Annotated in this window: 17 protein-coding genes; 11 read left to right on the plus strand and 6 right to left on the minus strand. The window is 60.3% G+C overall.

All coding sequences use genetic code 11. The annotated features are described in order from the left end of the window. Together L904_RS23505 and L904_RS23510 are read right to left on the minus strand one after the other, a co-directional pair. Positions 1 to 221: sugar phosphate nucleotidyltransferase (locus L904_RS23505; RefSeq protein ID WP_245303289.1), on the minus strand; the 221-nt coding region annotated here is incomplete at its 3' end. Between the two features lie 283 nt (positions 222 to 504). Then, entirely contained in the window at positions 505 to 2934 is a 2430-nt protein-coding gene (locus L904_RS23510; RefSeq protein WP_020813294.1) for a glucose/quinate/shikimate family membrane-bound PQQ-dependent dehydrogenase, read from the minus strand. A 325-nt stretch (positions 2935 to 3259) separates the two neighbouring features. Here L904_RS23510 and L904_RS23515 point away from each other — a divergent pair, with 325 nt between their 5' ends. The 8 genes from L904_RS23515 (at position 3260) to L904_RS23550 (ending at position 13145) form a co-directional block, all read left to right on the plus strand. Continuing rightward, positions 3260 to 4234, plus strand: a complete 975-nt coding sequence (locus tag L904_RS23515) for a LysR family transcriptional regulator (RefSeq protein WP_031234529.1) — start codon at positions 3260 to 3262, stop codon at positions 4232 to 4234. Positions 4235 to 4393: 159 nt separating this feature from the next. Then, positions 4394 to 6682, plus strand: a complete 2289-nt coding sequence (locus L904_RS23520) for an NADP-dependent malic enzyme (protein WP_020813293.1) — start codon at positions 4394 to 4396, stop codon at positions 6680 to 6682. A gap of 409 nt (positions 6683 to 7091) precedes the next feature. After that, positions 7092 to 7928 carry a transporter substrate-binding domain-containing protein gene (locus L904_RS23525; protein WP_003524556.1) on the plus strand — a complete coding sequence of 279 codons (837 nt, stop codon included), beginning with the start codon at positions 7092 to 7094 and terminating at the stop codon, positions 7926 to 7928. Positions 7929 to 8123: 195 nt separating this feature from the next. Further along, a complete protein-coding gene (locus L904_RS23530) occupies positions 8124 to 8867 on the plus strand; it encodes an amino acid ABC transporter permease (RefSeq protein WP_003524557.1) in 744 nt (247 codons plus the stop codon). Continuing rightward, positions 8864 to 9646, plus strand: a complete 783-nt coding sequence (locus L904_RS23535) for an amino acid ABC transporter permease (protein ID WP_059762693.1) — start codon at positions 8864 to 8866, stop codon at positions 9644 to 9646. The genes L904_RS23530 and L904_RS23535 overlap by 4 nt, the downstream gene beginning before the upstream one ends. Before the next feature lie 12 nt (positions 9647 to 9658). Further along, positions 9659 to 10459, plus strand: a complete 801-nt coding sequence (locus L904_RS23540; RefSeq protein WP_020813292.1) for an amino acid ABC transporter ATP-binding protein — start codon at positions 9659 to 9661, stop codon at positions 10457 to 10459. Between the two features lie 4 nt (positions 10460 to 10463). After that, entirely contained in the window at positions 10464 to 11810 is a 1347-nt protein-coding gene (locus L904_RS23545; RefSeq protein ID WP_035259648.1) for an MmgE/PrpD family protein, read from the plus strand. 18 nt (positions 11811 to 11828) lie between these two features. Continuing rightward, the gene (locus L904_RS23550) at positions 11829 to 13145 is read left to right on the plus strand and encodes an LLM class flavin-dependent oxidoreductase (protein ID WP_020813290.1); all 1317 of its coding nucleotides are present in this window, start codon (positions 11829 to 11831) and stop codon (positions 13143 to 13145) included. A gap of 83 nt (positions 13146 to 13228) precedes the next feature. Here L904_RS23550 and L904_RS23555 read toward each other — a convergent pair whose 3' ends face one another. Further along, complete coding sequence (locus L904_RS23555) at positions 13229 to 14965, minus strand: PAS domain-containing methyl-accepting chemotaxis protein (protein ID WP_020813289.1); 1737 nt, start codon at positions 14963 to 14965, stop codon at positions 13229 to 13231. 317 nt (positions 14966 to 15282) lie between these two features. On the opposite strand from L904_RS23555, the gene L904_RS23560 reads away from it, so the two are divergent. After that, positions 15283 to 16536 (plus strand): FAD-binding oxidoreductase, encoded by a 1254-nt coding sequence (locus L904_RS23560; RefSeq protein WP_020813288.1) that lies wholly within the window; start codon positions 15283 to 15285, stop codon positions 16534 to 16536. Between the two features lie 16 nt (positions 16537 to 16552). Here L904_RS23560 and L904_RS23565 read toward each other — a convergent pair whose 3' ends face one another. Together L904_RS23565 and L904_RS23570 are read right to left on the minus strand one after the other, a co-directional pair. After that, positions 16553 to 17086, minus strand: a complete 534-nt coding sequence (locus L904_RS23565) for a hypothetical protein (RefSeq protein WP_031234527.1) — start codon at positions 17084 to 17086, stop codon at positions 16553 to 16555. A 69-nt stretch (positions 17087 to 17155) separates the two neighbouring features. Next, complete coding sequence (locus tag L904_RS23570) at positions 17156 to 17380, minus strand: aa3-type cytochrome c oxidase subunit IV (RefSeq protein WP_003524572.1); 225 nt, start codon at positions 17378 to 17380, stop codon at positions 17156 to 17158. Positions 17381 to 17795: 415 nt separating this feature from the next. Between L904_RS23570 and L904_RS23575 the strand changes: the two genes are divergently transcribed. Continuing rightward, complete coding sequence (locus L904_RS23575; protein ID WP_020813285.1) at positions 17796 to 18335, plus strand: TRAP transporter small permease subunit; 540 nt, start codon at positions 17796 to 17798, stop codon at positions 18333 to 18335. A gap of 32 nt (positions 18336 to 18367) precedes the next feature. After that, positions 18368 to 19837, plus strand: a complete 1470-nt coding sequence (locus tag L904_RS23580; RefSeq protein ID WP_020813284.1) for a TRAP transporter large permease subunit — start codon at positions 18368 to 18370, stop codon at positions 19835 to 19837. A gap of 384 nt (positions 19838 to 20221) precedes the next feature. On the opposite strand, the gene L904_RS23585 is transcribed toward L904_RS23580, so the two are convergent. Beyond that, positions 20222 to 21319, minus strand: coding sequence for a TRAP transporter substrate-binding protein (locus tag L904_RS23585; protein WP_003524575.1), 1098 nt, complete (start codon positions 21317 to 21319; stop codon positions 20222 to 20224). Positions 21320 to 21383: the final 64 nt, after the last annotated feature.

Genomic DNA, 21383 nt, shown 5'->3' on the forward strand with positions numbered 1-21383 from the left:
TGACGGCGGGCGAAGAAACGGAAATCCTCATTGGTGATGACGAGCGGCTCGGCATAAAGCCCCTTGTCGCCCACTCGCTGCAGCGTCTGCTGATAGGTCGAAAGATTGCCGACCAGCGGCTGAAACTGCTTGGGCAACTGATCGCGCGATACCGGCCAAAGCCGCGAACCAGCACCGCCGGCCAGAAGAACCGGCGTGATCTTTCGAGAGTGTTCCTTCACAACAAAACCTTTCCAACTCTAAAAATTTCCCGGCGCGCCGGACAATATACATATTTCGAAATACCGCCATCATCGGTTCACGGGCGGATAAGCGCAAGCTCATAAATTCGCCTTGTGAAAGCTTGGTGAACGGCGGGGAGTATTTGCCGGCAGGCCCGTTTTCCTAACGCAAGGGGGAGTGCGAGGTTCCGCACGGAATGGCCGCTCCGCCGGTCAAGGGCAAAGAAAAAGCCCCGGGGGATCATGCCCCGGGGCTCCTTTTCAAAACGATGAACCGTCCAGATCAATCCGGCAGCGCATAGGCGATCACATAATCGCCGCGATCAGGCGACTGGCGTGCGCCGCCAGCCGAGATGACCACATATTGCTTGCCGGTCTTCGGAGACTTGTAGCTCATCGGGCCGCCCTGGCTGCCGACCGGAAGGCGGGCCTTCCAGACTTCCTTGCCGGTCGCCGTATCGAAGGCGCGCAGATAATAATCCTGCGTGCCGGCAATGAAGACGAGACCGCCCTGTGTGGCAAGCGTGCCGCCGAGCGTCGGCATACCGATCGGGATGGGCAGACCCATCTTGATGCCGAGCGGACCCGTATCTTCAACGGTGCCAACAGGCACCTGCCACTTGATTTTCTGGGTATTCATGTCGATGGCCGTCATCGTGCCATAGGGCGGAGCCTGGCAGGGAATGCCGAGAGCCGAAAGGAAACGGTTCTTGTCGACGGCATAGGGCGTGCCCTTCATCGGCACGAGGCCCATGCCGGTATTGACGCTTTCGCCGCCGCTTGCCGTCGCCTTGCTGGGCGCGGCTTCCTTCATCTGAATCCAGAGGCCGAGGCGCATGTCATTGACGAAAATGGTGTTCGTCGTCGGGTCCGTCGAAAGACCGCCCCAGTTCATGCCGCCGAGCGAGCCCGGAAACGACAGGGAGAGGTCCGTACCCGGCGCCGTATAAAGCCCTTCGTAGCGCATGCCCTTGAAGGCGATACGGCAAAGAAGCTGGTCAAATGGGGTAGCACCCCACATGTCCGCTTCCGTCAGTGTCTGCGCGCCGATCTCGGGCATGCCGACCGAGCGCGGCTGTGTGGGCGCATAGGGCTCGTTCGGAATATTGGCAGGCTTGACGGGAACCTCTTCCACCTTGGTCAGCGGCTGGCCGGTCGCCCGGTCGAGGACATAGATCTGCGCCGCCTTGGTGCCGAAAACCAGTGCCGGAACAGTCGTTCCATCCGCTTTCGGGAAATCGATGAAGCTTGGCTGCATCGGCACGTCGAAATCCCAGAGGTCGTTATGAACCGTCTGGTAGACCCACTTTTCCCGACCGGTGGTGGCATCGAGCGCCAGCATCGAAGCACCATATTTATGGTCGAGCGGCGTGCGCGTCGCGCCGTACAAATCCACCGAAGGGCTGCCGACCGGCATGAAGACGGTGTTCAGCTCCGGATCGTAGGACATGGATGCCCAAACGTTGGGTGTGGAGCGCGTGTAGGTCTGCCCTTCGGGCGGCAGTCCGGTGATCTCCGGGTTGCCGGGGTCGAAGGCCCAACGGAGCGCGCCGGTCACCACATCGAAACCGCGCATCACGCCGCCGGGCATGTCCACCTGCACGTTGTCGGCGATACGGCCGCCGACAACGACGGTCGTTCCCGCCAGCGTTGGTGCGGAGGTCAGAACATATTGCGGGTCCGGCGCGTTTCCGAGGCCGATCTTCAGATCGACGCGGCCATTGGTGCCAAAATCCGGGCAGAATGCGCCGGTATCTGCATCGAGCGCGATCAATTCGGCATTGATGGTGTTCATCAGAATGCGGCGCTGGCAAAGCGCGCCTTCAGCCACCACCGCCGGCGTGACAGGTGTTGTGCCCGGCGCAGTCGGCTGCTTCAGCGGCGCCTTGGCATCGAAATAGGCAAGGCCGCGGCAACGCATCCAGACGGAGGATTTCGCGTTGATTTCCGTCTTCCACTTCTCGGCGCCGGTATCGGCATCGAGGGCGATGACATTATTGTGCGGCGTGCAAAGGAACACGGTGTCGCCAACCTGCAGCGGCGTTTCCTGATCTTCCGCACCATTCGCGCCGGGGCTGATCGGGGTATCGCCGGTATGATAGGTCCAGGCGACTTCAAGGTTCCTGACATTGTCCCGCGTGATCTCGTCAAGCGCGACAAAGCGGCTGCCGCCGGATGTATTGCCGTAATGCTCCCAGTTCTTCTGCTCCGTTTCCGGGGTTACAGGTGTCAGCGCGGCCGCCTCGCCATTGAAGGCGACGGTCGGATGCGGCACGAACATGCCGACAAAACCGGCACCGGAAGCGATGGCGAGAATGGCGGCGATGGCGAAAGAAGAGCCATATGCCGGGGCCTTGCCTGCCGCGCGGCGCAAGAGCGGATAGGAGAGCGCAACGACCGTGGCCCCGACACCCATCGCCAGAAGACGGGAAATGAGCGGCCAGAAGTGCAGCCCGGCTTCCCACACCGCCCAGACGCCGGTGAGAACGAAGACAAGGCCGAAGAGAAGCGCGCCGGCAGGCTTGCGCAACAGGATGAGCAGGCCGGAGACGATCAGCGCGATACCCGCCGCGATGAAATAAACGCTGCCGCCGAGGGCCACGAGCTGGCCGCCGCCAATGGCAAAGAACAGGCCTGCGGCGATGATGACCGCGCCGAGCACCAACAGCCATAATCTGGCTGGGAGCGATAATGAAGTTGCTGGATTACCCATGAAACAATGTCCGTTTGGAAGAGCCGCCCATAAGGCTGACGCCCGATGATCGTTCAGTGTCCGGCAAAACCCGGACAGTCCGCCGCCACTGCGGCCAGACGAAGTTGCGCCAGTGGCGGCGCGGCTGAACGGGGAACAATGGTGGGGAAGATTTCCGTCGTGACTGTCATTTTGACCCATTCACTGCAGGTAACCGCCGGCCCTATGGACGGCGGACAAGGTGCTTGAACAAATCCTCCCCGGTTCGCATCGCCAAATCCCGCATAAGCGGCAAAGACGACCGGAACACTGGCTGCGGTATAACGTCGCCTGCGACAAGATGACAATGCGCAAGATGGGCAATTTTGATAAGCTGTACTTATACCACATCAAGCCCCTCAACACAAAGACCTGTCCGCCGATGGATATTCGCCAGCTCACAATATTCGTGGAAGCCGCAAGGGCCAGGAACTTTCGCGCCGCCGCCCTGCAGCTCGGCATCGCTCAGCCCGCCGTGACCCAGCGTATCCGGCAGCTGGAGGAAAATCTGGGCTTCAAACTCTTTCACCGCATCAATCGCGGTGTCGAACTCACCCCGGCCGGTCAGTCCATGCTGATCGAGGCGGAAGAAATCCTCGCCCGCACCAAAGGCGCGCTGGAAAAGGCGCAGCAGATCAGGCGCGGCCAGCTCGGCACGCTGCGCATCGGTTACGGCACCAGTGTCATGGCGGAGCGCAAACTTCCGGCGCTGATCACCCGTTACGGCGATGAGCACAGGGATGTGACGCTGGAACTGTTGCCCGGCATGACGATGGAACAGCTGATCGAGCAGGTGGCGACGCGCAAGACCGACGTCGCCTTCATCCGCGCTCCTCTCCCCTCGCTACCGCAGACCCTGCGGGCCATGCCCTTCGATCGCTCGAGGCTTTGCGTCGCCCTGCCGGAACGTCACGCACTCGCCGGTCGCTCCCGGATTTCGGTCAACGATATCGTGCGGGAAAAACTGCTGCTGCCGGTTGACGAGATCGGCCTTGGCCTCAGCAGCAGCGCGCTTTCGCTTTTCGAGGATGCCGGCTGCGCACCGGAAATCGGCATGCGCATCGCCAACGTCAATACGATCCTCGCGCTCGTGGAGGCCGGCGCGGGCATTTCCATCCTGCCGGAAACCACGGTGCGCTCCGCAAGAGGCATTGTCGGCGTGCCGCTGGAGAGCGCCGATGCATGGTCCGATTGTGTGCTGGTCGTCAGGCGCGGCGCCCTCGCCCTGCATGTCGAAGCCTTCGTGAACATGGCCCGACAGGCCTATCGGCCAAGCCTCTGATGCGAACCAGGGGAATTAATCGATTGAATCGGCCGCAAATTTCATCACGCTTAAATTTGCTGCACTGAACAACATTCAAGGCTTGGCAGGCGCGCGAAAAATACAATAACAACGGCGGATATTTTTACACTGTTATCGACACGAAAGCACGCTCAGCCCATGTCCGACACGACGAAACCCGCCAGCACCAGAACATCGGTTACGGATCAGGAAGCCCTGGATTTCCACGCGGAAGGCCGACCGGGGAAACTGGAAATTACCCCGACCAAACCGATGGCGACGCAGCGGGACCTGTCGCTCGCCTATTCGCCGGGCGTGGCCGTGCCGGTGAAAGCCATCGCCGAAAATCCGGCGACCGCTTACGACTATACCACGCGCGGCAACATGGTTGCGGTCATCTCCAACGGCACCGCCATCCTCGGTCTCGGCAATCTCGGCGCGCTCGCCTCCAAGCCGGTCATGGAAGGCAAATCCGTTCTCTTCAAGCGGTTCGCCGATGTCGATTCCATCGATCTCGAGGTCGACACCGAAGACGCCGATGAGTTCATCAATTGCGTGCGTTACCTTGGCCCCTCCTTCGGCGGCATCAATCTGGAAGACATCAAGGCGCCGGAATGTTTCATCATCGAAAGCCGCCTGCGCGAGCTGATGGACATTCCCGTATTCCATGACGATCAGCATGGCACCGCCATCATCGCCGCCGCCGGCCTCATCAACGCCATCGAACTGACGGGCCGCGACTTCAAGACCACCAAGCTGGTCTGCAATGGCGCGGGTGCGGCGGCAATCGCCTGCATGGATCTCATCAAGGCCATGGGTTTCAACCCAGAAAACATCACGCTCTGCGATACCAAGGGCGTGATCTATCAGGGCCGTACCGAAGGCATGAACCAGTGGAAATCCGCGCACGCGGTGAAAACCAACAACCGCACGCTGGCGGAAGCCATGAAGGGCGCGGATGTGGTGTTCGGCCTCTCCCAGAAGGGCGCCTTCAGCGAAGAGATGATCCGCTCCATGGCGCCGAAGCCGATTATCTTCGCCATGGCCAATCCGGACCCGGAAATTACGCCGGAAGAAGTGTCGCGCATTCGCGACGACGCCATCATGGCGACCGGGCGTTCGGACTACCCGAACCAGGTCAACAATGTCCTCGGCTTCCCCTACATCTTCCGCGGCGCGCTCGATGTCCGTGCCAGCCAGATCAACGATGCGATGAAGATCGCGGCGGCACAGGCGCTCGCCGATCTTGCCCGCGAGGATGTGCCTGACGATGTGGCCGCCGCCTATCAGGGCAACCGCCCGCGCTTCGGATCGCAATATATCATTCCGGTTCCCTTTGATCCGCGCCTGATCTCGGCCATTCCGGTGGCCGTGGCGAAAGCCGCCATCGAAACCGGCGTCGCCCGCCGCGAACTGCCCGACCTCGACGCCTATGCCCGCGAGCTTTCCGCCCGCCGCGACCCGATGGCCTCAACCACGCAGCGCCTTTACGAGCGGGTGCGCCGCTCGCCGAAGCGGGTCGTTTTTGCAGAAGCCGAAGAAGAACAGGTCATGCGTGCGGCGATTTCCTTCACCGCGCAGGGCCTCGGCACCGCCATCCTGCTCGGCCGTGACGATATCATCAAGGCCAATGCGGAACGCGCGGGCATCGATCTCGACCGCGCCAACATCGAGATCACCAACGCCCGCCTTTCCAGCCGCGTCGATGCCTATGTCGATTATCTCTATGCGCGTCTGCAGCGCGGCGGTTTCCTGCTGCGCGACGTGCAGCGTCTGGTCCACAACGACCGCAACCATTTCGCCGCCTGCATGGTGGCGATGGGCGATGCGGATGCCGTGGTCACCGGCGTTACCCGCAACTACTCCACGGCGCTGGAGGATATCCGCCGCTGCATCAACACCAAGCCCGGCCATCGCGTCATCGGCGTATCGCTGGTGGTCTCACGCAACCGCACCGTCTTCGTTGCCGATACCGCCGTGCATGACATGCCGAATGCGGAAGACCTGGCCGATATCGCCGAAGAAGCAGCCCACCTCGCCCGCCGTTTCGGTTACGAGCCGCGCGTTGCCATGCTCGCCTATTCCACCTTCGGCCAGCCGACCGGCGAACGCTCCGACAAGGTGCGCGAGGCGGTGAAAATCCTCGACAGGCGCAACGTCAATTTCGAGGTCGACGGCGAAATGTCGGCCGATGTGGCGCTGAACCATCACCGCATGCAGAGCCAGTATCCTTTCGCCCGGCTTTCCGGCCCGGCCAATGTGCTGGTCATGCCCGCCATCCATTCCGCTTCCATCTCCACCAAGATGCTGCAGGAACTGGGCGGCGCAACCGTCATCGGCCCGCTTCTCGTCGGCCTCGACAAATCGGTACAGATCACCTCGATGGGGGCGAAGGACAGCGACATCGTCAATATGGCGGCAATCGCGGCCTATAACGCCGGACGGTGACGGCAGGGGCGGAACGTTTGCGGCACGTTTCTTCTCCCCGCCGGGGAGAAGGTGGCCCGAAGGGTCGGATGAGGGGGCGACGTTAGCGATAAACCGAGAGCTTGCCCCCTCATCCCGCTGCCGCGGACTTCTCCCCGGCGGGGAGAAGAAACAAGCGGCATTCGCTCGCTCTCCCTGTGGCCATTTGGCCCACACACGGCGTCTTGATTATCCTCCCGCCCTCACGGCCAGACATAAAATAGCGGAAGCAAAGAACAAGATTCTACGATCTCAAATTATTAGGATAATTTTTCCCTCCAAAAGATTTATTGGAACCGGATTTTATTCATACTATTTTTCACGCAATGCCAATTCTCGCTCTTGGCGGGTGCCTCATGTAGTTTCCACCTACAATCAAAAGGAAATACCCATGGCCCTCTCTTTCTCCAAATTTGCCGCAAAACTCATTGCCGGAACCGTTGTCATCGCTTCGATGGCCACCGCCGCTCACGCGGATGCAACGCTCGACCGGATCAAGGGTCGCGGCAAGCTCACCGTCGGTGTCATCCTCTCCGGCGCGCCTTTCGGCTTTATCGATCCGAAGACGCAGGAGCAGAAGGGTCTCAACATCGATGTCGCGAAGGCGCTGGCCGCCGGCCTCGGTGTCGAGCTGGTCACCGAAACCGTGACCCCGCCGAACCGCGTGCAGTTCCTGCAGCAGGGCAAGGTCGATATTCTGATCGCCAACATGCAGTACACGGAAGAGCGCGCCAAAACGCTCGATTACGTACCGACCCCCTATGACCGCCAGGGTGGCGCCGCCATCGGCCGCAAGGACAGTGGCATCAAGGACTGGCCGGACCTGAAGGGCAAGATCGCCTGCGTTTCGCAAGGCTCGAACTACACCCAGCCGCTGATCGAACAATATGGCGCGCAGGTAAAGGCGCTGCCAAGCCAGCCGGAATCGCTGCTTGCACTCAAGGGCGGCAATTGCGACGTCTCCGTTCACGTCAACGGCACGCTCAGCCTGATGCTTCAGGACCGCGCCGATGAGTGGAAGGATTACGGCATCCTCATCCCCACCGACCTCATCCCGTCGGATTCCGTGATCTGGCTGCGCAAGGGCGAAAGCGACACGCAGGCCGCTCTCGACAAGATCGTCAAGGAACTGCACGCCTCCGGCAAGATGCTCGAATTCGCCAAGGCCAACCGTCTGCCGAGCATCGGCTATATGGAAGAGCAGCAGAAGAAGCTTTCGGCGCAATAAGACAGGCGCAGGGTCTCTCCGTTCCTTGCCTGTCCTCACCGCAGGGTGAGGATGATGCCGAACAGGCGGAGTGATTTCCTATGACCATCAGGAACGGCCGGTTTCGCCCGCCGTTCTTTTCTGCTTTAAAGCAAGACAGGTCATTCTGGCGCCGCCTGCAGGGCGGCGCACCCGCGACAACAGCATGGATTTCCGATGCAGGATGGATTTACAGCGCGCTTCATAGAACTGGCCGCGCATCTCGGCCTCAACTATGACTTTCTGAACAGCGGTTACGAGGTTCAGATCTGGCTCGACGGCATGAAGATGACGTTGATCCTCGTCGCCGTCACTTTGCCGCTCAGCCTCGTCTTCGGCTTCATTTTCGCGGCCATGCTGACATCGGGCAAGGTCTGGCTCGCCGGCCCCGTGCGCGCCTATGTGGAACTGACGCGCAATACGCCGACGCTGGTGCAGCTGATGTGCGGTTTCCTCGTGCTCAACATGCTGATTTCCAATGCGCTGGGCGGCGCGCAGAACAACCCGCTGACGCCATTCTTCTGGGTCGTCGCCATCACCGGCCTGCATATCGCCGCCTTCCATGCGGAGGCCTTGCGCGGCGGTATCGAGGCGGTGCCGGCAACCACCATCGAGGCGGCGCGCGCGATCGGTTTCAGTTCCTTCGAGATTTTACGCTATGTGGAGTTTCCGCTGGCCATCCGCACGGCGCTGCCCTCCATCATCAACAACCTCGTCAATCTGGTGAAGCTCACCACGGTCGGCTCTGCAATTGCGGTGGGTGAAATCACCTATGCCTCGATCCTGATCTGGACGCAGCGCGACAATGTGGTCGAGCTGATGATCGTCATCCTGATCTTCTTCAGCGTCATCAATTTTATCGTCGCAAGAGCCGGTCTCTGGCTTGAACGGCGTCTTGCGGTTCCGGGGTTCGGTCAATGAGTGCAGTGGTTTCTCCAACACAGGCGGTGAAGAAGCCGCCCTTCGGCACCATTCTACTGCTCGGCGTGCTGATATCAGTCATATTGTGGCTGATCCTCGATCCCTCGCTCGGTCAGGTGCTGCTGCAATGGCTGCCCTATCTGGCCAAGGGTTTTGCAATGAACGTGCTGATCAGCATCCTTGCGATCACCATCGGCACCTTCATCGGCGTCCTGCTCGGCATCATGGAGCTTGCGCCCTATCGCCTCGTGCGGGCACCGGCGCTCACCTATGTGCAGGTCTTCCGTAACGCCCCGCATCTGGTGCTGATCTTCGCCGCGACCTACATATTCCCCTTCGAGATCGTCGCCTTCGGCAACTACATTCCCTTCCCGGACTGGATCAAGGCCGTCGTCGGTCTCGCCATTCCGGCCAGCGCCCATATCGCCGAAATCACCCGCGGCGCCATCCAGTCCATTCCGACGGCACAATGGGAAGCGGCGCAGGGGCTGGGTTTTTCGCGCAACCAGACCTTGCGCTGGATCATCCTGCCGCAATGCGTGAAGCGCTCGCTGCCACCATGGATGAACCTCTATGCGTCGATCACCATGGGCACGGCGCTTGCCTCGCTGGTCGGTGTGCATGAACTTCTTCATGCCGCGACGGACGCCAGCACCGCCGTGCAGCGCAACGATTTCACCGTCGTGGTCTATCTCACCGTTCTGATGGCGTTCTTCCTGTTCTGCTATCCCGTCTCCCGTTTCACGCAGCGCCTCGAGCGGCGCTTCGCTTCCCGCTGATTGGAACAAGCCATGTCCGCACCCGCACCACAAACCGCCGCAAAAGCCCTGGTCGAACTGGAAGGCATACACCTGTCCTTCGGTGACAATCAGGTCCTGAAGGGCATCGACCTCACGGTGAACAAGGGCGACGCCGTCTCCATCATCGGCCCTTCCGGCTCCGGCAAATCCACCATCCTGCGCTGCATCAACGGCCTGCTCATCCCGCAATCGGGCAAGATCACCGTCGGCGGCACGCGAGTAGACCAGCTGAAGACAGAGGCTGAGCGCATCGCACTGCGCAAGCGCATCGGCATCGTGTTCCAGCAGTTCAACCTCTTCCCGCATCTGACGGTGATGGAAAACATCACCATCGCGCCGATCAAGATTCTCGGCACGCCGAAGGCTGAAGCCGAGCGCCATGCCCGCGAATTGCTGGAAAAAGTGCGTCTTTCCCAGAAGGTCGATGCCTATCCCGGCCAGCTTTCCGGCGGCCAGCAGCAGCGCGTGGCGATTGCCCGCGCGCTTGCCATGCGGCCGGAACTGGTGTTGTTCGATGAGGTCACGTCCGCGCTCGACCCGGAAACCGTGGGCGAAGTGCTCGCCGTCATCCGCGATCTCGTCAATGATGGCATGACCAGCATTCTCGTCACGCACGAAATGCGTTTTGCCGAAGAAATCAGCGACAATATCGTCTTCACCGAAAACGGCCTGATCGTCGATCAGGGCACGCCGGAGCACATCTTCTACAAGTCGACCAATCCGCGCATCAACGCCTTCGTCAAGGGTCTCGGCGGACAGGTGGCGCGGGTCAATGACGGCGAAGGGATCTGATGCCATGACCGCCGACGAAAAGCTCACCCTTCATCTCGCCGAAGCGATTGCCGCCTCCGATCCTTTACGCGACGACGAGGCGGTGGCCATCGCCCGCACGGCGCTGATCGATTTTTTCGCCTGCGTGCTGGGCGGCGCCGCCGACAGAAGCACGAAAATCCTGATCGACAGCTTTACACCCGGTACGTCAGGCACGGCGGGCATTATCGGCCACGATCTGCGCACGGATACCTTCACCGCCGCCCTCATCAACGGTCACGCAGGGCATGTGCTTGATTATGACGATGTCCATAGCAGCGTGCGCGGCCACCCGACCGTCGCCATCATTCCCGCTTTGCTGGCTATCGCGGTCGAAGAGAGCTCCACGGCGGACGCCTTCATCGCCGCCTATATCGTCGGGCTGGAAACCATGGCGCGTCTCGGCCTGTCGCTCGGAACGAAGCACTACGAAAACGGCTTCCACGCCACCGCCACGCTCGGCCCCATCGGTGCTGCGGCGGCGATTGCCCATCTCCTGAAATTCGATCCGCAGACCACGGCCGTTGCACTCGGCCTCGCGGCCACCCAATCGGCCGGGCTTCGCCTGCAATTCGGTTATGACGCCAAGCCGCTGCATGCCGGGCTCGCCACGCGCGCCGGCCTTACCGCCGCGCGGCTGGCACGATCGGGCTTTCAGGGCGCGCCGGATTTTCTGGAAAACCCCATCGGCTTTTATTCCGCTTACGCCTTCGGCGCCGAGCAGCCGAAACGTGTTCTCTCCGGCTGGGGCGCACCCTGGCAGATCGTCTCCCCCGGCCTCACCCTCAAGGCCTTTCCCTGCTGCACCGCCAGCCATCCCGTTGCCGTTGGCGCGCTGGCGCTGCGCAACAGCAATAATCTGACGCCGGACGAGATCGAGACGGTCACCATCACCTTCCCGCCGGGCGGCGATGCCGCCCTCGTCGGCCCCGCCACGCCCACGACCGGCATCGATGCACGCTTCAGCGCCGAATATGTCTTTGCCGCAGCGCTGACGGATGGAGCGCTCGGCATCGGCCATTTCGATGAGCGCCCGACACGCGACGACCTGCTTGCCCTTTCCGCCAGAGTCTCGCGCCGGCATGACGAGACCGCCCGCCGCCTCTCGCCCGATCCGACCACCCGGTTCGTGGTCATCGACGTGACGAAGAAGGACGGCACGGTGCTGTCGCGCCGTGTCGACGGCCTTCCTGGCATCGATGACCCGACCGAAAAATTTGCCGATGCGACCGGCGGCAATGAGAAATTCGCCGGCATTCCGGCACTGGTGCGGTCCATGAAAACCGCAGCCGACCTCAGGAAGCTCGAAACGCTTCTGGTATCGCAAATATAACTCGACCGACATGAAGGCATGATCCCCATGACCACCACGACACGCAAAAGACAGATGCATCTCGGCCTTTTCCTGCAGGGCGCCGGGCACCACGTTTCCGGCTGGCGTCACCCCGATGCCGAAGCCGGCAGCGAAAATTTCGATCTGCTCACCCGTGTGACGAAAATGGCCGAAGCAGCGAAGTTCGACATGGTATTCCTCGCCGACGGCCTGACCAGCGGCGTCGACGCCCACCCCTCGATGATCGCGCGTTTCGAGCCGCTGACCCTGCTTGCCGCATTGGCCATGGTCACCGACAAGATCGGGCTGGCCGCCACCGCGTCCACCACCTATGGCGAGCCCTACCACACCGCCCGCGCCTTCGCTTCCATCGATCATCTGAGCCACGGCCGCGCGGCGTGGAACATCGTCACCACATCCTACGCCCGCACGGCGGCCAATTTTTCCAAGGACCATCCCGAGCATGACGAACGTTATGCGGTGGCGGAAGAATATGTGAATGTCGTTCGTGGCCTGTGGGACAGCTGGGATGACGACGCCTTCGTCAAGGACAAGCAGGCGGGCCGCTACGTCGATCCGGAAAAGGTCCATATCCTCAACCACGAAGGCAAATATTTCACGGTCAAGGGACCGCTCAATATTCCGCGTTCGCCGCAGGGCCACCCGGTTCTCATCCAGGCCGGATCTTCCGGGCCGGGGCAGGATCTCGCCGCCCGCACCGCCGATATTGTCTTCACCGCCCAGCAGGCGATTTCCGAAGCGCAGGCCTTCTATACCAGCCTCAAGGCACGCGTGGAGAAGTTCGGCCGCGACCCGGCCAGCGTCGCCGTGATGCCCGGCTTCATGCCGATTATCGGCAGGAGCTTCGAAGAGGCCGGCGAAAAGCTGAAGGAACTGAACCGGTGGACGGACATCAAGAGCGCAATGCCGCTGCTTGAAGAACGCATCGGCCACAGCCTCACGGATTACGATCTCGACGGTCCGCTGCCGGACCTGCCGATTTCCGACCAGCTGCGCAGCCGCGCCGAACTTCTGACCGAACTGGCGCGCCGCGAAAAGCTGACGATCCGGGAGCTTGCGCTGCGCGTCGCCGCCGGCCGCGGCCACCATATCGTCATGGGCACAGCGAAGGATGTGGCGGACCGAATGCAGGAATGGTTCGAAAACGGCGCGGCCGACGGCTTCAACGTCATGCCGCCCTTCTTCCCCGGCGGGCTGGAGGAATTCAATCGCGAGGTCGTTCCGCTCCTGCAGGAGCGCGGCCTGTTCCGCAAGGACTACGAAGGCTCGACGCTGCGCGACCACCTCGGTATCGAACGACCGGCGCTGCGGTGACAAAGCCATGCGGATGCCCGTTCAAAGGCATCCGCATCCACCGAATCTCATTCTCAAGCTGAAGCGGGCCCGAGTCCGCTCCTTTACGCCGCTGCCCGTGCCGACGTCTGGTCGCGCCGGGCCGTATTCGGAGTATCCGAGCGGGTGGACGATCCGTCTTCCCGCTGAACCGTACGGCGGTTCAGCTTGAACAGGCTGACAAGCTGCGCCAGCGCATCCGCACCCTGCGCCAGCGTCGTGCTGATCACCGTGGTACGGGCGCTCATCGCCGCATTCTCCTGCGTCATCCGGTCGAGCCGGTTGACCGCCTTGTTGATCTCGCTGATGCCGACAGCCTGCTCGTCCGCCGCTTTGGCGATCATGTCGACATTGCCGTCAATGTGCCTGACCAGCGCGTCGATCTGCTTCAGCGCTTCGCCGGTTTCACCCACCAGCCTGACGCCTTCCAGAACCTCGGTGCCGGAATTGTTGATCAGCGCCTTGATTTCCTTCGCGGCATTGGCGGAACGCTGCGCCAGCTCGCGCACTTCCTGCGCCACGACGGCAAAACCCTTGCCCGCCTCGCCCGCACGCGCAGCTTCCACGCCGGCATTCAGCGCCAGCAGGTTCGTCTGGAAGGCGATTTCGTCGATCACACCGATGATCTGGCTGATTTCGCGCGAGGCCGTCTCGATACGCTGCATGGCATCGACGGTCCGCTCCACGACCTCGGTGGAGGCCACGGTGGATGTCCGCGCGCTCTGAACGAGCTTGCGCGTCTCCTTCATGTTTTCTGTCGACGAACGGACCGTCGCGGTGATTTCTTCGAGTGCTGCCGAAGTCTCCTCGAGCGCCACCGCCTGCTCACGCGAACGTTCGGCGAGATTGACGGAGGCTTCGCTGACTTCCTGGCTGCTGCGGGTCAGGTCTCCGGTCTGGCCGAGAACGTTTTCCAGCGTCTTCTGGAATTCAGCGATGGATTTATTGAAATCGCAACGCAGCCGTTCGAACTCGCCGACGAAGGGTTTGTCCAGCGTAATACGAATGTTGCATTGAGAAAGCCGCTCGAGCGCAGCACCAAGTTCCTCGACCGCATGCATCCGGTCCGTCACATCGAAAGCGAATTTCACCACCTTGAAGACGCGGCCCCGATCATCGATGATCGGATTATAGGAGGCCTGAATGAAGACGCGTTTGCCATCCTTGCCAAGGCGCATAAACTGCCCCGTCGAGAAATGGCCCTTTCCGAGTTCCTTCCAGAAATCCCGATAGTCCTGGGACTGGGCATAGGCCGGCTCGCAGAACATCGAATGATGTTTGCCGATAATGTCTTCCGCCGTGTAACCAAGCGTCGAGAGGAAATTTTCGTTGGCGCTGAGGATTTTTCCGTCAGGCGTAAATTCGATCATGGCCTGCGCGCGGGAGAGCGCCGCCAGTTTCCCGTCATCCTCGGCGCTCTTGCGCTTGATCGAGGTGATGTCGGTTGCAATCTTGACCACCTTGTAGGGTTTACCGAAACGGAACACCGGATTGTAGGAAGCTTCGATCCAGATTTCGTCGCCATTCTTGGCCCGACGTCGATACTGACCCTGATCGTATTCGCCACGCGACAGCTTCGCCCAGAAGCTCTTGTATTCGGGCGAGGCCGCATCTTCGGGAGACAGGAACATGCTGTGGGTACGCCCAACGATTTCAGACTGCTGATAGCCGACGGCCTTGCAGAAATTATCGTTCGCTTTCAAAATCTTGCCGGTCAGATCGAACTCGATGATGGCCTGTGAGCGGCTCAGCGCATCAAGCACCGCAGAAGCATCCAGACCGAGTTTGGAAAAGTGAGACATCTTTTTGAACCCTCAAACAGTAATCCATATGCAGACCTGTTCCACCCTCGAAATATAGAGATGAAAAACGGTCGGCCGCCTGCACGCGAAACTAGCCGGACACCGTTAAATAGCGATTAATAATGAACTATAACTATTGATCCGGAGCCTCAATCGACTGCCGGTATGCTTCATCACGAGTATATTCGCCTTGTCTATTTCGGACCGCTTATTTGCCACAGTGCTGATATTTCTGCGCCGGCAACACGATACGGCCTTTCATCGGGGCGGCATTCATTGTTATGCGGGGTTGAAAGATTTGTATTGCAGGAGCGCCGATGACCAAAACCCTGAAATGCGATGTGCTGGTGATCGGCACCGGCATTATCGGTTCCATGGCGGCGCTTTATCTGCAGAATGCCGGACGCGAGGTGGTGCTGCTGGAGCGCGGCGAGGTTGCCCGGGGCGCGAGTTCCGGCAATGCCGGCATTCTGGCCTTCCCCGAAATCATCCCCATTCCGGCTCCCGGCATCATGAAAAAAGCGCCGCGCTGGCTGTTCAATCCGCTCGGCCCGCTCAGTGTGCCGCCGGCCTATGCGGCAAAGATCGCACCCTGGCTGTGGCGTTTCTGGCGCGCGAGCGCCGAGCGTAATTTTCGCCACGGGCTGAAGTCACTCACCGACATCAACCGGCTGGCTGCCATGGAAATGGCCCATGTCGCGGCGATGCCGGAACTTTCGCACCTCGTTTCGAAAACCGGCACGCTCGATCTTTATGACAGCGAGGCAAGTCTTAATGCCGCCCGCAGGGACTGGAACGAAAAGGAAAGCGCCGGTTTCACCTTTCAGCGCGTCGGCCGCCCTGAAATCGAGGAACTGCAGCCGGGTCTCGCGCCGCAGTTCCGCCATGCCATGTTTTCACCGGATGGCCTGCAGGTCTCCGACCCTTACGATTTCACCCGCGCCATTTTCGATCTGGTAATCGCCCGCGGCGCCAGCCTGCGCAAAGGCGAGGCCGAACGCATCGACGCCGTCGGCGAAAGTACGATCGTGACGCTGGAAAATGGCGACAAGATCGATGCCGACAAAGTGGTGATCGCCTGCGGCGCCTGGTCGAGAAAACTTGCCGCTACGCTTGGCAACATCGTGCCGCTAGAAACCGAACGTGGTTACAATACCACGCTTTCCCCTGAGGCTTTCAACCTCACACGCCAGCTTTATTTCAACGACCATGGCTTCGTCGTCACCCCGCTATCGACGGGCATCCGCATTGGCGGCGCGGTCGAACTCGGCGGGCTGGAACTGAAGCCGAATTTCCGCCGTGCGGAAGCCATGCTGAAGAAAGCAGGACGTTTCCTGCCCGGCCTCAAACTGGAAGGCGGGAAACAATGGATGGGGTTCCGCCCGTCCATGCCGGACTGTCTTCCCGTCATCGGCACGGCACGCGCCACGCCCTCCGTCATCTATGCCTTCGGCCATGGCCATCTGGGGCTGACACAATCGGCAGCAACCGCCCGTCTGGTGATGCAACTGGCCAGCGGCGAGGAGACGGAAATCTCGGTCGATCCTTTCCGGCCGGGACGTTTTTCCTGAGTTCAGGAAGACGGAGCTATTTCACCGGCTGCATGGAATCGTCGGGAAACACCACCTCGGCGAAGGACGGATAGACCTTGCGCAGGATGGTGACCTGCTGCTGGTCGCTTACCCGCAGCAAATACCAGTCGGCACCGTCCATCAGCGCCAGCGTATGGGATTTCGCCTCGATCGTCTGGCCACCGGTTTCCATGACCGTTTTCGTCGGAACAAGCGCATAGGGCGTTCCATCAGACGTTTGCGCAAGGCTGATCGCCTGCGTATCCATGGTGAACTCGGTTATCTTGACCGCCGCGAGCGCCATCTGCATCTGCGCAGTCAAGGCGCTGCGCAATTGCTCCACGGTAATACCCGCTTCGCCTGCGATGAATTCAAAGATTTTCGGCGGCACCGTCTTGCCGACGACATCGAAATCCTGTGCGCTCAAAGCCGTCTGAAATCGCTCTATCTGTGTGCGAAGACTGTCCTGCTCGGCAGGTGAGAGATCGCGTGACAAAGCGGGATGCGCAATCGCCACCAGCAGAAACAGACAATATAGCAGACGCTTCATGGCTTGGCCTTTCCGGTTATCCGGCATCGCCCGGTCCCCGCAACGGGAACCGCTCATGAACGGGATCGTTCAGCGCAGCAGGAAGAAACCCGCAGCCGACAGCACGACGAAGACGACCAGGCCACCAAGGAAGCCGGCGGTGGTGAAGAAACCCGCGACCATGGCCAGCATCAGCACGCACAGCATCATGGTGCCGTACTTCGTCAAGGCCAGAAAACCGTTATAGGTCTTTTCGTGCTCGGCATAGTTCATCTCGGCGCCGACTTCGACAGGACCCGTGTGGTGTTCGCTCATTCCGCTTCCCCTTGTGCTCCATCCGTCATGCCCGTTGTGCGGGAAAATCTGCCCGCGAACGATCACGGGCCCATGCCGGATTCTCCGTAGCCAGAGGTAACATGAAGTCGCCGAAAAGCGCAATGCGTTCTCAGTGAAAGAGCGGCAACGGCATGCATCGTTGCCGCTCAACCGGGCAAAACATGTCATAGGGCAACATTCTTTCGCAAACGGTTGAAAAGGGCGGTCCGCCAAGCCGTTTCATGGTGGTTTTGGTTGCTTTTCGAACCGCCTGACCATACACGGGATTCTGTGGGGAGGAACTCTGGAACCTGTGGCAGCGGAAGCACGTGGAGGCGTGGCCGCAGCAGGGGCGCCCGGCTTTGCTCTCCGCCATAAACCCGCAAAGGGCCCGAAAAGGGAAGAGGGGAAAGTTATGAAATCGCTTTTAAAACTAAGTGCGCTGATAGACCTTGCAAGCGAAGCTCTGGGCAAGGTTGCCGGTTATCTCGTGCTCATCTGCTGCCTCGTCAGCGCCGGCAATGCCATGGTCCGTTACGCCCTGAACTACAGTTCAAACGGCTGGCTGGAAATCCAGTGGTACATGTTCGCTTTCATCGTGCTGATCGGCGCATCCTACACGCTGCGCATGAATGAACATGTGCGAGTGGACATCATTTATGGCGCGATTTCACCGCGCAGCCGCATCTGGGTGGACATTATCGGCATCGTGCTGTTCCTGCTTCCCGGCTGCTTTTACCTCGCCTGGCTTTCCTGGCCCATGTTCACGCTATCCTGGCATCAGAGCGAAATGTCCTCCAATGCCGGCGGCCTCATCCGCTGGCCGGTGAAATTCATCATCTTCGCCGGTTTTGCCCTTCTGGTTCTTCAGGGTTTTTCCGAACTCATCAAGCGCATAGGCGCCCTCAACGGGCTTTATGCGCTCGATACGAAGTACGAAAAACCCCTGCAATGATCGCACCGATCTGAACCTTCAGGATATTTCCCATGTTCGAATATGGTATTCTTCCGCCACTGATGTTCCTCGGCATGATCATCTTCATGCTTTACGGATTTCCGGTTGCTTTCTCGCTCGCTACCGTCGGTCTCGTTTTCGGTGTCATCGGCATCTTCACGGAGCATTTTTCGCCGGCCTTTCTTCAGGCCCTGCCGCTGCGCATCTTCGGCATCGTCTCGAACGACCTTCTGCTCGCCATCCCCTTCTTCACCTTCATGGGCGCGATCCTCGAGCGATGCGGGCTTGCGGAGGATCTGCTTGAAGGGACGGGCAAGCTGTTCGGCGCCATTCCCGGCGGCCTCGCTTATGCCGTCATCATCGTCGGTGCGATCCTCGGTGCGATTACCGGCACGGTTGCGGCTTCGGTCATCACCATGGGCGTCATCTCGCTGCCGATCATGCTGAAATATGGTTACAACCCTCGGCTTGCCACCGGCGTCATCGCCGCATCGGGAACGATCACGCAGGTCATCCCGCCTTCGCTGGTGCTGATCGTGCTTGCCGACCAGCTCGGCAAATCCGTGGGCGACATGTATCTGGGCGCCATCGGCCCCTCGATCCTGCAGGTCGCCATCTTCATGCTCTTCATCCTGTTCATGTCGGTCGTGCGGCCGAAGGACCTGCCGGCGCTGCCGCCGGAAGCGCGGGGAGAACTCAACCGGGCGCTGGTGTTCCGCGTGCTGGCGGGCATGATCCCCTCTATCGTGCTGATCTTCCTCGTGCTCGGCACCATCTTCCTCGGCCTTGCAACACCCACCGAAGCCGGTGCGCTCGGGGTCGTGGGCGCCATGGCGCTGGCCGCCGCGCACCGCCGCCTCACCTGGGACCTCATCAAGCAGGGCATGCATTCCACCATGCATATCACCTCCATGGTGGTGTTCATTCTGGTCGGCGCCACCTGCTTCTCCCTCGTCTTTCAGGGCATGGACGGTTCGCTCTGGATCGAGCATATGCTGTCGGGCATTCCGGGCGGCCCCATCGGCTTCCTGATCTTCGTCAACATCTTCATCTTCTTTCTCGCCTTCTTCCTCGATTTCTTCGAAATCGCCTTCATCGTCATTCCGATGCTGGCGCCGATCGCCCAGTCGCTCGGCATCGACCTCATCTGGTTCGGCGTTCTGATCTGCATCAACATGCAGACGAGCTTCATGCATCCGCCCTTCGGATTTGCGCTGTTCTACCTGCGCTCCATCGCGCCGCGCACGGTCAAGACATCGGATATCTACATGGGCGCGATTCCCTGGCTCGGCATGCAGCTCATCCTGGTCGCCATTGTGATCTTCTGGCCGGAATCCGTCACCTACTGGCTGGACAAGGCGCCCGAAGTCGATCTGAATTCCATCAAGATCGAAGTGCCCGCCTTCGGCAATCAGGATGGCAACACCATGCCCAATTTCGGCCAGCCGGGTGGATTGCCGGGCATGCCGAATCTTGGCGAGCCCCCGAAGATCGGACCCTGATCGGCGTCTTGTAAGGACTGGGCGAAACGCTTATGATTGCGGAGTGGAAGACAGGGTTGCGCCCCTGCCTTCCGTTTATTCTCTTTAGAAATGGAACCGGACAGTCACTGACCAGCCTGTCCGGTTTTTCCTAATGACGAATGCAATGCTCAGCGTTTTCCACATCGCATCACCTCCACAGTTGAGAGCAAGGCCTTTGCCGAGGTCGGCGTGGCCAATCCCCGCCGACACTCCGGCTGGTCGCGGAGCCTGCTGCTTTTGCCCACAACGGAATTGATCGTAAATCATCCTTTGTTGTCGGATGCGTGAAGGCATGCGCGCACAACAAAAACCCCGGAGACCGAAATCCCCAGGGCCTTTGCTCGGTCCGCCGTCACCGAATAATCAGAGCTTGCCGTTACGCTGCTGGATCATCATGAAAGTATCGAACGTGTATTCCGCAAGCTGCATCCACAGATAACCTTCGCGCTTGAAGGCGACCTGATCCTCGTAGATCTTCTTGAAGTCCGGATTGGAGGCCGAAATATTGGCATAGACTTCCAGCGCGGCCTTGTAGCAGGCCTCGAGGATTTCCTGGCTGAACGGCCTCAGCACCGCACCTTCAGAGACGAGCTGCTTGATGGCGATCGGGTTTTTCGCGTCGTATTTCGCCATCATGCTGGTGTTGGCGAAGGCGCAGGCGTCCTGCAGTGCCGTCTGGTAGTTTTTCGGCAGGCTGTTCCACTTCTCCAGATTGACGAAGGAGTGGATGACCGGGCCACCTTCCCAGAATGCGGGATAATAGTAATATTTCGCCACCTTCTGGAAGCCGAGCTTGTGGTCGTCATAAGGACCGACCCATTCCGCCGCGTCGATGGTGCCTTTTTCCAGCGCCGGATAGATATCGCCGCCGGCGATCTGCTGCGGCACCACGCCGAGCTTTTCCACCACCTTACCGGCCAGACCGGCGATGCGCATCTTCACGCCCTTGAAATCGTCGACGGTGTTGATTTCCTTGCGGAACCAGCCGCCCATCTGCGCGCCGGTATTGCCCGAAATCATGCCGTAGAGATTGTGCTTGGCGTAAAACTCGTTGAGCAGCTTGTTGCCGTTGCCTTCATAGAACCATGAATTGGTCAGGCGGGCATTGAGGCCGAAAGGTATGGCCGTGCCGATGGCGAAGGTCGGGTCCTTGCCGACGTAATAATAGGAGCAGGTGTGGCACATTTCCACCGTACCGGATGATACGGCATCGGCCGCCTGCAGGCCGGGCACGATTTCGCCGGCGGCAAAGGGCTGGATGGTGAAATTGCCGTCGGTTGCGGCGGCGACATGCTTGGCAATATCTTCCGCGCCGCCATAGATCGTGTCGAGCGATTTCGGAAACGACGACGTCAGGCGCCAGTTGATCTTGGTATTCTGCTGTGCAATAGCGGGCGCGGCCAGCGCTGCCGTGGCAGCTCCCGCAAGCGCACCTTTTTTCATAAAGGAACGGCGATCCATCTATATCCTCCCAGATATGAACGCTGCCCGCAGCTTTGAATTCCCCTCGTTGCTGTTCAGGCAT

The sequence above is a fragment of the Agrobacterium sp. LY4 genome (assembly GCF_001526585.1).
Lineage (GTDB): Bacteria > Pseudomonadota > Alphaproteobacteria > Rhizobiales > Rhizobiaceae > Agrobacterium > Agrobacterium leguminum.

Bases quoted from the DNA above. Each gene is read 5' to 3' on its own strand.
- L904_RS23545 (WP_035259648.1), top strand. From the start codon at position 10,464: ATGACCGCCGACGAAAAGCTCACCCTTCATCTCGCCGAAGCGATTGCC.
- L904_RS23510 (WP_020813294.1), bottom strand. From the start codon at position 2,934: ATGGGTAATCCAGCAACTTCATTATCGCTCCCAGCCAGATTATGGCTG.
- L904_RS23560 (WP_020813288.1), top strand. From the start codon at position 15,283: ATGACCAAAACCCTGAAATGCGATGTGCTGGTGATCGGCACCGGCATT.
- L904_RS23575 (WP_020813285.1), top strand. From the start codon at position 17,796: ATGAAATCGCTTTTAAAACTAAGTGCGCTGATAGACCTTGCAAGCGAA.
- L904_RS23515 (WP_031234529.1), top strand. From the start codon at position 3,260: ATGCGCAAGATGGGCAATTTTGATAAGCTGTACTTATACCACATCAAG.
- L904_RS23525 (WP_003524556.1), top strand. From the start codon at position 7,092: ATGGCCCTCTCTTTCTCCAAATTTGCCGCAAAACTCATTGCCGGAACC.
- L904_RS23565 (WP_031234527.1), bottom strand. From the start codon at position 17,086: ATGAAGCGTCTGCTATATTGTCTGTTTCTGCTGGTGGCGATTGCGCAT.
- L904_RS23580 (WP_020813284.1), top strand. From the start codon at position 18,368: ATGTTCGAATATGGTATTCTTCCGCCACTGATGTTCCTCGGCATGATC.
- L904_RS23550 (WP_020813290.1), top strand. From the start codon at position 11,829: ATGATCCCCATGACCACCACGACACGCAAAAGACAGATGCATCTCGGC.
- L904_RS23570 (WP_003524572.1), bottom strand. From the start codon at position 17,380: ATGAGCGAACACCACACGGGTCCTGTCGAAGTCGGCGCCGAGATGAAC.
- L904_RS23555 (WP_020813289.1), bottom strand. From the start codon at position 14,965: ATGTCTCACTTTTCCAAACTCGGTCTGGATGCTTCTGCGGTGCTTGAT.
- L904_RS23585 (WP_003524575.1), bottom strand. From the start codon at position 21,319: ATGGATCGCCGTTCCTTTATGAAAAAAGGTGCGCTTGCGGGAGCTGCC.
- L904_RS23535 (WP_059762693.1), top strand. From the start codon at position 8,864: ATGAGTGCAGTGGTTTCTCCAACACAGGCGGTGAAGAAGCCGCCCTTC.
- L904_RS23540 (WP_020813292.1), top strand. From the start codon at position 9,659: ATGTCCGCACCCGCACCACAAACCGCCGCAAAAGCCCTGGTCGAACTG.
- L904_RS23530 (WP_003524557.1), top strand. From the start codon at position 8,124: ATGCAGGATGGATTTACAGCGCGCTTCATAGAACTGGCCGCGCATCTC.
- L904_RS23520 (WP_020813293.1), top strand. From the start codon at position 4,394: ATGTCCGACACGACGAAACCCGCCAGCACCAGAACATCGGTTACGGAT.